The organism is Streptomyces sp. P9-A2, assembly GCF_036634175.1.
In the GTDB taxonomy this organism is placed as follows: Bacteria; Actinomycetota; Actinomycetes; order Streptomycetales; family Streptomycetaceae; genus Streptomyces; species Streptomyces pratens.
This window is the reverse complement of record NZ_JAZIFX010000001.1, coordinates 1,463,473-1,477,222: the sequence shown is the minus strand read 5'-3', so window position 1 is coordinate 1,477,222 and position 13,750 is coordinate 1,463,473. Positions and strand designations below refer to the sequence as shown.

Genomic DNA, 13,750 nt, shown 5'->3' with positions numbered 1-13,750 from the left:
CGATGAAGGCATACGACGGCATGTACATCGACGGGGCCTGGCGCCCCGCTGCCGGCCCGGACGTGATCGAGGTCGTGGACCCGGCCGACGGGCAGGTGATCGCCACCGTCCCCGCCGGCACCGTCGAGGACGTGGACGCCGCCGTGCGGGCGGCCCGCGCCGCCCTCCCCGGCTGGGCCGCGACCGCGCCCGCCGAGCGCGCGGCCCGTCTCGCCGCCCTCCGGGACGTGCTGGTGGCCCGGCAGGACGAGATCGCGCGGACGGTGACCGCCGAACTCGGAGCACCCCTGAAGCTCTCGCAGGCCGTGCACGCGGCCGTGCCGATCGCGGTGGCGGGCTCGTACGCCGAGCTGGCGGCGACGTACCCCTTCGAGGAGCGGACGGGTAACTCGACCGTCCTCCACGAGCCGGTCGGTGTGGTCGGCGCGATCACCCCCTGGAACTACCCCCTGCACCAGATCGTCGCCAAGACCGCCCCGGCCCTCGCCGCCGGCTGCACGATCGTGGTCAAGCCCGCCGAGGACACCCCGCTGGTCGCCCGGCTCTTCGCGGAGGCGGTGCACGAGGCCGGTGTCCCGGCGGGCGTGTTCAACCTGGTCACCGGCCTCGGCCCGGTGGCCGGCCAGGCCCTCGCCGAACACCCGGGCGTCGACCTGGTCTCCTTCACCGGCTCCACCGCCGTCGGCCGCCGGATCGGCGCCGTCGCCGCGGCCGCCGTCAAGAAGATCGCCCTCGAACTCGGCGGCAAGTCCGCCAACGTGATCCTCCCCGGCGCCGACCTGGCACGGGCGGTCAACGTCGGGGTCGCCAACGTGATGTCCAACTCCGGTCAGACGTGCAGCGCCTGGACCCGCATGCTGGTCCACCGCGACCAGTACGACGAGGCCGTCGAGCTCGCCGCGGCCGCCGCGGCCAAGTACGGCGACCGTATCGGCCCCCTCGTCAACGCCAAGCAGCAGGAACGGGTGCGCGGTTACATCGAGAAGGGCGTCGCCGAGGGAGCGCGCCTGGTCGCCGGCGGCCCCGACGCGCCGCGCGAGCAGGGCTGCTTCGTCAGCCCCACCGTCTTCGCCGACGTCACCCCGGACATGACCATCGCCCAGGAGGAGATCTTCGGCCCCGTCCTGTCCGTCCTGCGCTACGAGGACGAGGAGGACGCCCTGCGCATCGCCAACGGCACCGTCTACGGACTCGCCGGCGCGGTCTGGGCCGCCGACGAGGCGCAGGCGACGGCGTTCGCCCGCCGCATGGAGACCGGCCAGGTCGACATCAACGGCGGCCGCTTCAACCCCCTCGCGCCCTTCGGCGGTTACAAGCAGTCGGGCGTGGGCCGCGAACTCGGCGTGCACGGCCTGACCGAGTACCTCCAGACCAAGTCCCTCCAGTTCTGAGCCGGTTCCGACCTGATTCCGAGCCGGTTCCGCTTCGGTTCCGACCCGGCTCGGAACCGAAGCGGGCCCCGTTCCTCGAGTACTGACCAAGTCCCTCCAGATCCAGGGGAGTTCCATCGCCATGGTTGTCCGCGCCGCCGTACTGTCCGCCGTCGACGCCCCGTTGGAGATCACGGAGATCGATCTGCCCGAGCCCGGCCCCGGGAAGGTCCGGGTCCGGCTCGCCGCAGCCGGGGTCTGCCACTCCGACCTGTCCCTGACCAACGGCACCATGCGCCTCCCGGTCCCGGCGGTGCTGGGTCATGAGGGGGCCGGCACGGTCGTCTCCGTCGGCGAGGGCGTCACCCACGTCGCGCCCGGCGACGGCGTCGTCCTCAACTGGGCGCCCTCCTGCGGTGCCTGCCCCGCCTGTGCGCGCGGCGAGGTGTGGCTGTGCGCCGACGCCCTGAGCGGCGCCGCCGCGGTGCACGCCCACCGTGCCGACGACGGCACCGCGCTCCACCCCGGGCTGAACGTCGCCGCCTTCGCCGAGGAGACGGTGGTGCCCGCGTCCTGCGTCCTGCCCGCCCCCGACGGCGTGCCGCTCACCGACGCCGCCCTGCTCGGCTGCGCCGTGCTCACCGGCTACGGCGCCGTCCACCACTGCGCGCAGGTCAGGCCCGGTGAGTCGGTCGCCGTGTTCGGCGTCGGGGGAGTGGGCCTCGCCGCCCTTCAGGCGGCCCGGATCGCGGGCGCGGCGACGATCGTCGCGGTCGACGTCTCCCCGGAGAAGGAGGAACTGGCCCGCTCCGCCGGGGCGACCGAGTACGTCGTGGCCTCGGACACCACCGCCCGCGAGATCCGGGCCCTCACCGGGAAGCAGGGCGTGGACGTGGCCGTCGAGTGCGTGGGCCGAGCGATCACCATCCGCACCGCCTGGGAATCCACCCGGCGCGGCGGACGCACCGCGGTCGTCGGCATCGGCGGCAAGGACCAGCAGGTCACCTTCAACGCCCTGGAGATCTTCCACTGGGGCAGAACCCTGTCCGGCTGCGTCTACGGCAACTCCGACCCCGCCCGCGACCTCCCCGTCCTCGCCGGACACATCAGGGCCGGCCGGTTCGACCTGGGCGCCCTGGTGACGGAACGGGTCGGCCTGGACGGCATTCCGGCCGCCTTCGACAACATGCTGGCGGGCAAGGGCGGACGGGCCCTGGTGGTCTTCTAGAGCCTGTCCTTCGGGGATCGGGCCGGCGGGTCTGGCTCGCGGGTCCCGGCACCGCACCTCGTCGCGTTGCCGCGCACATGCGAAGGCGCCCGCAAGGGCTACGGCACGGCACTCCGGGCCCGGCGAGCGGACCGGTGGGCGGGCCGGTGGCCGCCGGCCTCCGTCACAGGGTCGACTCCTCGATCCCCAGCAGCTCCGACAGCGCCCGCGCGCCCTCCTCCGTCACCTTCACAGCGCGCTCGGAGCCGATGCGGACGCACCACCGCACGTCCAGGGCGTGCCGGCACAGGGCCGCCCCGGCGGCTCCGGCGAGGTGGGGGCGGCGTTCCGTCCAGTCCAGGCAGGCGCGGGCCGGCGGGCGGCGCCCGCTCCGGTCGAGGCCGATGCCGAGGGCGTCGAACCAGTCCAGGCCCGCCTCGGTGAGCGCGAACCCGGTGTCCTGGAGCAGCAGCCCGCGGGCCGTGAACGCGTCCGTGACCGCGATCCCGAGCCGGCCGGCGAGATGGTCGTAGCAGGTCCGTCCGCGGGCCGCCGCCGATTCCGCACCCGCCTGCCGCAGGGTGCGCGGACGCGGGTGCGCGGCCGGGGCGACCTGTGCGGTCAGTTCCTCCACCAGCTGGGCGGCCCGCGTGTCGGCGAGCCGTACGTACCGGTGCCGGCCCTGCCGTTCCTCGGCGAGCAGCCCGCCGGCGACGAGCTTGCCCAGGTGCCCGCTCAGCGTGGAGGGGGCGACACCCGCGTGCCGCGCCAGCTCGCCCGCCGTCCACGCCCGGCCGTCCAGCAGTGCCAGCAGACACGCGGCCCGGGTCTCGTCGGCGAGCAGCCCGGCGAGCCGTGCGAGCCCGGTGGCCCGGGGGTCCTTCGTGGTCATGCGCCCCAGCATGCGGTACGGACACTTCGGCGACGGCCGAACCGTGCTGTTCCCCTGCCCTGCCCTGCTCTGCTCTGCCCCTGCTCTGCCCCTGTCCGTGCCCGTGCCGTCCCGCGGTGTCCGTGCCCGTGACACCCGGGAGAGGCCCTATTCGGCGCCCCGAGCCTGCTCGTACTGCCCGGCCAAGCCGTCCAGCAGCGCCGTCAGACCCGTCTCGAAGGCTCGCTCGTCGATCTTCTCCTGCTTCTCGGCGAGCAGATGGGCCTGGCCGAGGTGGGGGTAGTCGGCGGGGTCGTAGGCGCCGGCGTCGTCCACGAAACCTCCGGCGAAGGAGCCGAGCGCCGAACCCATGATGAAGTACCGCATCAGCGCGCCGATCGAGGTGGCCTGCGCGGGCGGCCAGCCCGCCTCGACCATCGCGCCGTAGACCGCGTCGGCGAGCCGCAGGGCGGCGGGGCGGCGGCCGGGGCCGCACGCCAGGACCGGCACGATGTTGGGGTGGGCGCGCAGCGCCGCCCGGTAGGAGACGGCCCAGTCGTGCAGCGCGGTCCGCCAGTCCCGGCCGTCCTCGAACATCGAGAGGTCGACCAGCGCGCTCACCGAGTCGGCCACCGCCTCCAGGATCTCGTCCTTGGTGCGGAAGTGGTTGTAGAGCGAGGGCCCGCTGACCCCCAGCCGCGCGGCGAGCCGACGTGTGGAGAGGGCCGCCAGGCCCTCCGCGTCCACGAGCTCCCGGGCCGTTTCGACGATCCGGTCGGTGCTGAGCAAGGGCTTGCGCGGTCGGGCCATGGCGCACATAGTAGGGCTGGACCAGAAAACTAGCAGTGGTAATTAAAATCCCGGGGTTGGGTGACTTTCATGAACCTGGAGCTCAGCGAGGAGCAGAGCGCCGTCCGCCGGCTCGCCCGGGACTTCGTCGAGCGTGAGGTCGTGCCCCACGCCACGGCCTGGGACCGTGCGGAAGAGGTCGACCGGGGCATCGTGAAGAAACTCGGCGACCTCGGCTTCCTCGGGCTGACGATCGACGAACGGTACGGCGGCTGCGGCGGCGACCATCTCGCGTACTGCCTGGTCACCGAGGAACTGGGCCGCGGCGACTCCTCCGTGCGCGGGATCGTCTCCGTGTCCCTGGGACTGGTCGCCAAGACCGTCGCCGCGTGGGGCAGCGAGGAGCAGAAGCGGACCTGGCTCCCCGGGCTCACCTCCGGCACGTACATCGGCTGCTTCGGCCTCACCGAGCCGGGCACCGGTTCCGACGCCGGCAACCTCTCCACCCGCGCGGTGCGCGACGGCGGGGGAGACTACGTCATCAACGGCACCAAGACGTTCATCACCAACGGCACCTGGGCCGATGTCGTCCTGCTGTTCGCCCGGTCCACCGACGCCCCCGGCCACAAGGGCGTGTCCGCCTTCCTCGTGCCCGCCGACACCCCCGGCCTGACCCGCCGCACCCTGCACGGAAAGCTCGGCCTGCGCGGCCAGGCCACCGCCGAGCTGGTGCTGGAGGACGTGCGCGTGCCCGCGTCGGCGATGCTGGCCCCCGAGGGCAAGGGCTTCTCCGTCGCCATGTCCGCCCTCGCCAAGGGGCGCATGTCGGTCGCCGCGGGCTGTGTCGGCATAGCCCAGGCCGCGCTCGACGCGGCCGTGCGGTACGCGGGGGAGCGCGAGCAGTTCGGGAAGACCATCGCCCATCACCAGCTCGTCCAGGAACTGATCAGCGACATCGCCGTGGACGTCGACGCCGCCCGGCTGCTGACCTGGCGGGTCGCCGATCTGATCGACCGCGGCCGGCCGTTCGCCGTCGAGTCCTCCAAGGCCAAGCTCTTCGCCTCGGAGGCGGCCGTCCGCGCCGCCAACAACGCCCTCCAGGTCTACGGCGGTTACGGCTACATCGACGAGTACCCGGCGGGCAAGCTGCTGCGCGACGCCCGTGTCATGACGCTCTACGAGGGCACGAGCCAGATCCAGAAGCTGGTCATCGGCCGTGCGCTGACCGGGGTTTCGGCGTTCTGAGACGGAGCCGCCGGGCGGGACCGCACGGACAGGACGAACCGGGTGGGACGGGCCGGATGACAGGAGGCGGACCGGCCGGTCTGAGTAGCCGGTCCGTGGCGCGTCTGAGTATCCCGACGGATGTGCGGAGTACCGCGGCCGCCGACCCTGTTCCCATGAGCGACACACCCCTCAAGCAGCAGAACACGGCGGCCTTCTACGGTCAGGCCGTCGCATCGTTCGCCGTCGCCCTGGGCGCGACCGCCTTCGGCATCATCCGGCTCGACGCCAACGCCTGGGTGCGCGGCTTCATGGCGATCGCCGTCCTGTACCTCGTCACCTCCGCCTTCACCCTGGCCAAAGTCATCCGTGACCGTCAGGAGGCCGGGCAGATCGTGAGCCGGGTGGACCAGGCGCGGCTGGAGAAGCTCCTCGCGGAACACGACCCGTTCGAGAAACTGTGAGCGCTCCGTGGCGCGGCGGCCGGTCTCCGCTCGGACGAGTGGGCGGAGACACCCCAGGGCCGATACCACTGGCTTAACGGCGCGTGTGAGCCTTTGACCTGCGGCGATGTCCTCACTGGCGAGTTCTGGAAGGCTGCAAAGTCGCCGACATCGGCACTGGGGCCGGTCCGGCGGATCATGCCGGAGACGTGGGGTCCGGCACGCCCTCCCTCAAGCTCTTCGAGCAGGGGGACCCCCAGCCGCGTTGTCGTCGGTTACCGACTCCCCCGAGTTCTCGGCTTCTCCCCCGAGCTCTCGGCTCCGCTCGAACAGGGGGACCCCCCCATGAGCAGGGGGGACCCCCATGACCCCACTCACCCCGGCTGGACGGATACCGCCGATTGCCTCCGACTTGATCCGCCGGACCGGCCCTAAGCGATCGCTCACCCTTGCCGGTATGGTGTTACCCCTGTCAGTGAATGGGGTGAGCGATGAGTGGTACGGCGGAGGAGACGGCCGGCGCCGAGGCGCAGCCGTGGGGTGAGGTCACGCCCGACGCGGCCCGACGGCTGCTGCTCGCCGCCGTCGAGGCGTTCGCGGAGCGGGGCTACCACGCCACGACGACCCGCGACATCGCGGGCCGCGCCGGCATGAGCCCGGCCGCGCTCTACATCCACTACAAGACCAAGGAAGAGCTGCTCCACCGCATCAGCAGGATCGGCCACGAGAAGGCCCTGGACATCCTGCGTACCGCGGCCCGCGCCGAGGGCAGCCCGACCCGGCGCCTCGCCGAGGCCGTGAGTTCCTTCGTCCGCTGGCACGCGGGCGGACGCACCACCGCACGGGTCGTGCAGTACGAACTCGACTCGCTCGGCCCCGATGCCCGCGCCGAGATCATCGCCCTGCGCCGGCAGGTCGACGCCGAGGTGCACGGGATCATCGAGGAGGGTGTGCGCTCGGGCGAGTTCGACGTCCCCGACGTGCGGGGAACCACCCTCGCCGTGCTCTCCCTCTGCATCGACGTGGCACGCTGGTTCAACATCAACGGCTCCCGCACCCCCGAGGAGGTCGGCGCCCTCTACGCCGACCTCGTCCTGCGCATGGTCGGCGCCGAGCGCGCGGAGACGACCCGGGCGGAGTAGCGCACGGCCCGCCGGGCTTCAGAGGTAGTACCGGGCCACCGACTCGGCCACGCACACCGGCTTGTCGCCGCCCTCGCGCTCCACGGTGAACGCCGTGGTCACCTGGACACCGCCCTCCACCTCGTCGACGGCGGTGACCTTCGCGGTGGCGCGCACCCGCGATCCCACCGGGACGGGCGCGGGGAAACGCACCTTGTTCGTACCGTAGTTGACGCCCATCCGCACGCCCTCGACGGAGAGCAGCTGCGGGCCGAACAGGGGCAGCAGCGACAGCGTCAGATAGCCGTGCGCGATGGTCGTGCCGAACGGCCCCGCCGCGGCCCGCTCCGGATCGACGTGAATCCACTGGTGGTCCCCGGTGGCCTCGGCGAACAGGTCGATCCGCTTCTGGTCGACCTCCAGCCAGTCCGTGTATCCCAGCTGCTCACCCACCGCCGCCTTCAGATCGTCGACGGACGTGAAGATTCTCGGCTCTGCCATGTCCCGGCCTCCCGCGTCACGTGATCGCACGCGCCACTCGCGCGCATGCCTAAGCGACTGCTTAGCATGGTCGGCGGTACGGCCCTTGTCAACGGACCGGCGACCGCGTCGGAGTGGGTAGCCTTCGGGGCGTGCCCCAGATTCCGGAGAAGGTCCACGAACTCACGGTCGGCCGGCTCGCCGCGCGCAGCGGCGCCGCCGTCTCGGCCCTGCACTTCTACGAGTCCAAAGGCCTGATCAGCAGTCGGCGCACCTCGGGCAACCAGCGCCGCTACACCCGTGACACCCTGCGCCGGGTCGCCTTCATCCGGGCCGCCCAGCGGGTCGGCATCCCGCTCGCCACGATCCGCGGGGCGCTCGCCGAACTGCCCCAGGAGCGCACCCCCACCCGGGACGACTGGGCCCACCTCTCCGAGGTGTGGCGTACGGAGCTGGACGAGCGCATCAAGCAGCTCAACCGGCTGCGCGACCACCTCACCGACTGCATCGGCTGCGGCTGCCTCTCGCTGGACACCTGCGCCCTGTCCAACCCGGACGACAACTTCGGCGACCGTCTGACGGGCTCCCGGCTGCTGACCGAGAAAGGCGCCCCCGGGCCGGGCACCCCGCAGACCGGCACCGGTACCGCGTGACAGTGGGGGCGCGGCATCCCCGGCGCACCCCCACACTCCTCAGGCCGACACCAGCACCTTCGACCGCCTGGCGTCCGCCAGCGCCTCGGTCGTCAGGACGGGGCGCGGCACCAGGATTCCGCAGTCCGCGCAGACCGGTCCCGCCGACGGCTCGTGGTCCAGGCCGTACCGCCACCTGAGCCGTTCCCCCCGGCACACGGGGCAGGCCGCACCCGGCTTGCGCTCCAGCGCGGCGATCAGCCGCCGCAGCACCTCGGCCAGCGCTTCCCGCGGATGCACCCCCGGGTCGTCGCACCAGGCCACGCCGAAACCGCCCCAGGTGAGCCGGTGCCAGTCGTCCACACTGCCCGGCCTGCGCAGGCCGCCGTGCTTCTCCTTCCTGCGGCGCTCGGCGAACTCCACCTCGTAGCCCAGCCAGACCGCGCGGGCCTCCTCCAGCTCGTCCAGTGCGGCCACGAGCCGCGCCGGGTCGACGGAGCGGTCCTCGGGGTCGAATCCCGCACGCGCGCACAGATGGTTCCAGGTCGCCCTGTGCCCGTACGGAGCGAACCGCTCAAGGCACTTGCGCAGCGAATAGCGCCGCAGTGCCAGGTCGCACCGCGGATCTCGGACCTGTCTCGCCAGACTTCGGAAACCGGCCATCGTCCTGCACCTCCGTCACACCTGCACCTGTAATCCGGTCACTTCGGCGTCGTCGAACGGACGTCGTCGAATAGACGTATCGACAAGCGAATCGGCTCCATCCTTTTTCCGACGGCCTCCCTCGGCCGGTCGCGCGGAGATCTGAGTCAACTTCAGTGACCCGTGTTTCAGTTGTGATTCCCCACGGCGGTCCCGTGGTCCGCTCCACGATCGTCTCCGCGGTCATGTCCATGGTCGCCTCCCTCGCCGTTCCGCTCGCCGCCCCGGTTCCCGGCGGCTGCCCTGGCGGGCCCGTGCGCATGCCCGGCGGGAAGGAATCTCCCGGTACTAAGGAATCTCCCGGTACTCCGGCCCGTCGGGGGACGCCCGTGCCGCGGCGGACCGCGCGCGTCACCCTCGACAGACAGAGAACTCCCCGCGGCCTTCACGGGTTCCTGAAGGCCGCGGTGTTATGCGCACCGATCGTGCCCCTGATCACCCCGCCGTCCCGGAGAACGCCGCCGGAGCGGTGTCCGCGCAGGTGACAGCGGTGGAGGGCCGGCACATGCCGAGCGCCCCGGGCGGCGGCGGTCGGCCGCTGTCCGGGGCGCCGGTGCCCGGGACGCGCGCTCAGCGGTACAGCAGGTACTCCCGCCGCGTCCGCCGGAACGTCGCCAGTTCCTCCCGCCAGCCGGCCACCACCTCGTCCGTGTCCGCACCCGCGTCGATCATCGTGCGCACCCGTTCGGAGCCGGTGAGCTTGTCGATCCAGTGGTCCGGGCGCCAGGCGAACCCGCTCCACGTCCGTTTCGCGCTCACCAGCAGCCCCACCCCCGTACGCACCGGATCGAACGCCTTCCGGTCGTGCACATGGAGCTGCACACCCCCGACCGTCCTCCCCTGGAACTTGGAGAAGGTGGGGGCGAAGTACGCCTCGCGCAGCCGCACGCCCGCCAGACCCAGGCCGTTCGCCTCGGCCGCCCAGCGCCCGTCGATCCCCTCCGCGCCCAGGAGCTCGAACGGCCGGGTCGTCCCGCGCCCCTCGGACAGGTTGGTGCCCTCGAACAGGCACGTCCCCGCGTACACCAGGGCCGTCTCGGGCGTCGGCATGTTCGGGCTGGGCGGCACCCAGGGTAGCCCCGAGGCGTCGTAGAAGTCGGACCGCCGCCAGCCCGACATCCGTACCGTCTCCAGCCGCACCGGCGCGGTCAGGAACTCGGCGTTGAACAGCCGCGCCAGTTCCGCCACCGTCATCCCGTGCGCCTGCGCGATCGGCTGCCGCCCGACGAACGTCGCGAACTCCGGGTGCAGCACGGGCCCCAGGGCGGCCCGCCCGGTCACCGGGTTCGGCCGGTCGAGGACCACGAACCGCTTGCCCGCGAGCCGCGCCGCCTCCATGCAGTCGTAGAGCGTCCAGATGTACGTGTAGAAGCGGGCGCCCGCGTCCTGGATGTCGAAGACGACCGTGTCGACGCCCGACGCGGTGAAGACGTCGGCGAGCGGCCGGCCGCTCTTCAGGTACGTGTCGTAGACGGGCAGTCCGGTCGCCGGGTCGTCGTGGCGGCCCTCCGAGCCGCCCGCCTGCGCGGTGCCCCGGAAACCGTGCTCGGGGCCGAACACGGCGGTCAGGTCCACGCGGTCGTCGGCGTGCATGACGTCGACGATGTGCCGCACGTCCCGGGTGATGCCCGTGGGGTTGGTGACCACGCCGACCCGCTCCCCGCCGAGCGGCGCGTAACCGTCCGCGGCGAGCTGCTCGAAGCCGGTGCGCAGGCGCCGGCCCCCGGTCGCCGGGGCCGCCCGCCCGGATTCCGTGGGCCCTTCCGCAGGGCCCGTGTGACTACGGCTCCGGGCGGCCGCCGGGGTCGCGCCGACGGCCGCGAGGGTGGCTGTGGTGGTGGCGAGCAGGCTCCGTCTGGACAGTCTCATACCGTGACCTCCGTGATCGCTGCCGGTGTCATGCTCACGCACGTTAACGCGCGTGAACCGCTCGGGGAACGAGCCGGACCGCCGCCGTTCGGCGCTTCCCTTCCACCCGGCATACCGACCGGTTAGTCTGGCGCGACGCGTCGCACGGCCACGTGGTCGTGCGGCCGAGGCGGCCATGTGGTCATACCGTCACATGGCCGGGAAACAACCGGGCAGCCGCGCCGAAGGAGCCGATGGTGGAAGCCGTACAGGGTGCGAAGGTGGTCGTCACGGGGGCCGGGGGCGGCATCGGGGCGGCACTCGCCCGCCGCTTCGCAGGCCAGGGGGCGCTGGTCGCCGTCAACGACCTGGACGCCGACCGGGCCAAGGCCGTCGCCGACGAGATCGGCGGCATCGCGGTCCCGGGCGACGCCTCGTCCGTCGTCACCGACGCCCGCGACGCGCTCGGCGGCACGGTCGACGTCTACTGCGCCAACGCCGGCGTCGGCCGCGACGGCGGGGAACCCGGCGAACCGCTCGACGAGCAGGGCTGGGCCCTCTCCTGGGACGTCAACGTCATGGCCCACGTCCGCGCGGCGCACGCGCTGCTCCCTCACTGGCTGGAGCGCGGCAGCGGCCGCTTCGTCTCCACCGTCTCCGCCGCCGGACTGCTCACCATGATCGGCACGGCCCCCTACAGCGTCACCAAGCACGGTGCCTACGCCTTCGCCGAGTGGCTGTCGCTGACGTACCGCCACCGAGGGGTGAAGGTCCACGCGATCTGTCCTCAGGGCGTACGCACCGACATGCTCACCGCCAGCGGCAGTGCGGGCGAACTGGTCCTCGGGCCGACCGCGATCGAGCCGGACGACGTGGCCGACGCGCTGTTCCGCGGCATCGACGAGGACCGCTTCCTGATCCTGCCGCACCCCGAGGTCGCCGAGTACTACCAGGCCCGCGCCGCCGATCCGGAGCGCTGGCTCGGCGGCATGAACCGCATCCAGCGGCACTGGGAGTCCACCCGGTGAAACCGGTACGCGGGAAGGTCCCGCGTACCGCGATGCGGTCCTGCCCGACACGCCGGGGCCGCGGGGTGGGAAGATCCCCGTCGGGGAAACGTACCGAGCGCCCCGGCCGATGACGGCCGGCGGTGCCGGCGGGGTCCGACGACGACCGGCAGTGACACGGAAGGCAGGTGGCGGAAGTGGCCAGGACGACGGACGGCGACGGGCTCCCGGTGCCGCAGCGGCTCCTGGCCGCCGCCACCCGGCTCTTCGCCGAGCAGGGCTACGACCGCACTTCGGTGCAGGAGATCGTCGAGGCGGCCGGAGTCACCAAGGGCGCGCTCTACCACTACTTCGGCTCCAAGGACGACCTGCTGCACGAGATCTACGCACGCGTGCTGCGCGTCCAGCAGGAGCGTCTGGACGCCTACGCGAACGCCGACGAGCCGATCGAGGAGCGCCTGCGGGGCGCCGCGGCCGACGTCGTCGTCACGACGATCGAGAACCTCGACGACGCGTCGATCTTCTTCCGCTCCATGCACCATCTGAGTCCGGAGAAGAACAAGCAGGTACGGGCCGAGCGCCGCCGCTACCACGAGCGCTTCCGCGCGCTGGTCGAGGAAGGCCAGGCGGCGGGCGTGTTCTCCACGGCGACCCCGGCCGACCTGGTGGTGGACTACCACTTCGGCTCCGTCCACCACCTGTCGACCTGGTACCGCCCCGACGGCTCCCTCACCCCGCAGCAGGTCGCCGACCACCTCGCCGACCTGCTGCTGCGCGCCCTGCGTCCCTGAGACGCCGGGGCCGCGGGCCCCGCGGAACCGGGGCCCGGGCACCGAGGGCCTAGCGGTACTTCTTGATCTCCCGCCGCGCCAGCGACCGCTGGTGCACCTCGTCCGGTCCATCGGCGATCATCAGGGTCCGGGCGGCCGCGTACAGCTCGGCCAGCGGATGGTCCTGGCTGACCCCGCCCGCGCCGTACAGCTGGATGGCCCGGTCGAGGATGCCGACGACCGTGCGCGGGGTCGCGATCTTGATGGCCTGGATCTCGGTGTGGGCGCCCCGGTTGCCGACCGTGTCCATCATCCAGGCCGTCTTCAGCACCAGCAGCCGCAGCTGCTCGACCGCGACCCGCGCGTCCGCGATCCAGTTCTGTACGACACCCTGCTGGGCCAGCGACTTGCCGAAGGCGTCACGGGACACGGCCCGCCGGCACATCAGCTCGATCGCCCGCTCGGCCATGCCGATCAGCCGCATGCAGTGGTGGATCCGGCCGGGACCGAGCCGGGCCTGCGCGATGGCGAAGCCGCCGCTCTCCTCGCCGATCAGGTTCGCCACCGGCACGCGCGCCCGGTCGAAGACCACCTCGGCATGGCCGCCGTGGGAGTGGTCCTCGTAGCCGAACACCCGCATGGCGCGCGTGATCGTGACGCCCGGGGTGTCGCGCGGTACCAGGACCATGGACTGCTGACGCCGGGCGTCCGCCCCGTCCGGGTCGGTCTTGCCCATCACGATGAAGATCCGGCAGTCCGGATGCATCGCCCCGGAGATGTACCACTTGCGGCCCGTGACGACGTAGTCGTCGCCGTCCCGCTCGATCCGCGTGGTGATGTTGGTGGCGTCGGACGAGGCCACGTCCGGCTCGGTCATCGCGAACGCCGAGCGGATCTCACCCGCCAGCAGCGGCTCCAGCCACTGCTTCTGCTGCCGCTCGTCGCCGAACTGCGCCAGCACCTCCATGTTGCCGGTGTCGGGCGCCGCGCAGTTAGTCGCCGTGGGCGCCAGCTGCGGGGAGCGGCCCATGATCTCGGCGAGCGGCGCGTACTGGAGGTTGGTGAGCCCGGCACCGTGCGCGGAGCCGGGCAGGAACAGGTTCCACAGGCCCCGCCTGCGTGCCTCGGCCTTGAGCTCCTCCACGACCGGAGGGCTCGCCCACGGCGAGGCCTGCGCGGCGCGCTGCTCGTCGGCGACCCGCTCGGCGGGGTGGACGTGCTCGTCCATGAAGGCGAGGAGCGCGGCCCGCAGTTCCTCGGTGCGCGCGTCGAACGTGAAGTCCATG

The 13,750-nt window shown here is 72.4% G+C and carries 14 protein-coding genes; 8 read left to right on the top strand and 6 right to left on the bottom strand.

Features of this window, described 5'->3' with window-relative positions:
* Positions 1-2 precede the first annotated feature (2 nt).
* A complete protein-coding gene (locus tag V4Y04_RS06660; RefSeq protein ID WP_332426362.1) occupies positions 3-1,391 on the top strand; it encodes an aldehyde dehydrogenase family protein in 1,389 nt (462 codons plus the stop codon).
* Between the two features lie 121 nt (positions 1,392-1,512).
* Positions 1,513-2,598, top strand: coding sequence for a Zn-dependent alcohol dehydrogenase (locus tag V4Y04_RS06655; RefSeq protein ID WP_332426361.1), 1,086 nt, complete (start codon positions 1,513-1,515; stop codon positions 2,596-2,598).
* Between the two features lie 163 nt (positions 2,599-2,761).
* Here V4Y04_RS06655 and V4Y04_RS06650 read toward each other — a convergent pair whose 3' ends face one another.
* Both V4Y04_RS06650 and V4Y04_RS06645 read right to left on the bottom strand, forming a co-directional pair.
* Positions 2,762-3,469, bottom strand: a complete 708-nt coding sequence (locus V4Y04_RS06650; RefSeq protein ID WP_332426360.1) for an ArsR/SmtB family transcription factor — start codon at positions 3,467-3,469, stop codon at positions 2,762-2,764.
* 147 nt (positions 3,470-3,616) lie between these two features.
* Positions 3,617-4,258, bottom strand: coding sequence for a TetR/AcrR family transcriptional regulator (locus V4Y04_RS06645; protein ID WP_332426359.1), 642 nt, complete (start codon positions 4,256-4,258; stop codon positions 3,617-3,619).
* Between the two features lie 69 nt (positions 4,259-4,327).
* On the opposite strand from V4Y04_RS06645, the gene V4Y04_RS06640 reads away from it, so the two are divergent.
* The 3 genes from V4Y04_RS06640 (at position 4,328) to V4Y04_RS06630 (ending at position 7,046) form a co-directional block, all read left to right on the top strand.
* On the top strand, positions 4,328-5,482 hold the full coding sequence (locus V4Y04_RS06640; protein WP_332426358.1) for an acyl-CoA dehydrogenase family protein: 1,155 nt from the start codon (positions 4,328-4,330) through the stop codon (positions 5,480-5,482).
* 155 nt (positions 5,483-5,637) lie between these two features.
* Positions 5,638-5,925, top strand: a complete 288-nt coding sequence (locus V4Y04_RS06635) for a YiaA/YiaB family inner membrane protein (protein ID WP_332426357.1) — start codon at positions 5,638-5,640, stop codon at positions 5,923-5,925.
* Positions 5,926-6,395: 470 nt separating this feature from the next.
* On the top strand, positions 6,396-7,046 hold the full coding sequence (locus tag V4Y04_RS06630; protein WP_332426356.1) for a TetR/AcrR family transcriptional regulator: 651 nt from the start codon (positions 6,396-6,398) through the stop codon (positions 7,044-7,046).
* A gap of 18 nt (positions 7,047-7,064) precedes the next feature.
* On the opposite strand, the gene V4Y04_RS06625 is transcribed toward V4Y04_RS06630, so the two are convergent.
* Positions 7,065-7,526 (bottom strand): MaoC family dehydratase, encoded by a 462-nt coding sequence (locus V4Y04_RS06625; RefSeq protein ID WP_332426355.1) that lies wholly within the window; start codon positions 7,524-7,526, stop codon positions 7,065-7,067.
* Between the two features lie 131 nt (positions 7,527-7,657).
* On the opposite strand from V4Y04_RS06625, the gene soxR reads away from it, so the two are divergent.
* Positions 7,658-8,158: a redox-sensitive transcriptional activator SoxR gene (gene soxR / locus V4Y04_RS06620; protein WP_332426354.1), complete on the top strand. Its 501-nt coding sequence runs from the start codon at positions 7,658-7,660 to the stop codon at positions 8,156-8,158.
* Positions 8,159-8,197: 39 nt separating this feature from the next.
* On the opposite strand, the gene V4Y04_RS06615 is transcribed toward soxR, so the two are convergent.
* Together V4Y04_RS06615 and V4Y04_RS06610 are read right to left on the bottom strand one after the other, a co-directional pair.
* Entirely contained in the window at positions 8,198-8,800 is a 603-nt protein-coding gene (locus V4Y04_RS06615; RefSeq protein WP_332426353.1) for a hypothetical protein, read from the bottom strand.
* A 609-nt stretch (positions 8,801-9,409) separates the two neighbouring features.
* Complete coding sequence (locus tag V4Y04_RS06610; protein WP_332426352.1) at positions 9,410-10,708, bottom strand: exo-beta-N-acetylmuramidase NamZ family protein; 1,299 nt, start codon at positions 10,706-10,708, stop codon at positions 9,410-9,412.
* A gap of 233 nt (positions 10,709-10,941) precedes the next feature.
* On the opposite strand from V4Y04_RS06610, the gene V4Y04_RS06605 reads away from it, so the two are divergent.
* Positions 10,942-11,715: an SDR family oxidoreductase gene (locus V4Y04_RS06605; RefSeq protein WP_332426351.1), complete on the top strand. Its 774-nt coding sequence runs from the start codon at positions 10,942-10,944 to the stop codon at positions 11,713-11,715.
* A gap of 176 nt (positions 11,716-11,891) precedes the next feature.
* Positions 11,892-12,485, top strand: a complete 594-nt coding sequence (locus V4Y04_RS06600) for a TetR/AcrR family transcriptional regulator (RefSeq protein ID WP_332426350.1) — start codon at positions 11,892-11,894, stop codon at positions 12,483-12,485.
* Between the two features lie 49 nt (positions 12,486-12,534).
* On the opposite strand, the gene V4Y04_RS06595 is transcribed toward V4Y04_RS06600, so the two are convergent.
* Positions 12,535-13,749 (bottom strand): acyl-CoA dehydrogenase family protein, encoded by a 1,215-nt coding sequence (locus V4Y04_RS06595; protein ID WP_332426349.1) that lies wholly within the window; start codon positions 13,747-13,749, stop codon positions 12,535-12,537.
* Between the last annotated feature and the right edge of the window lies 1 nt (position 13,750).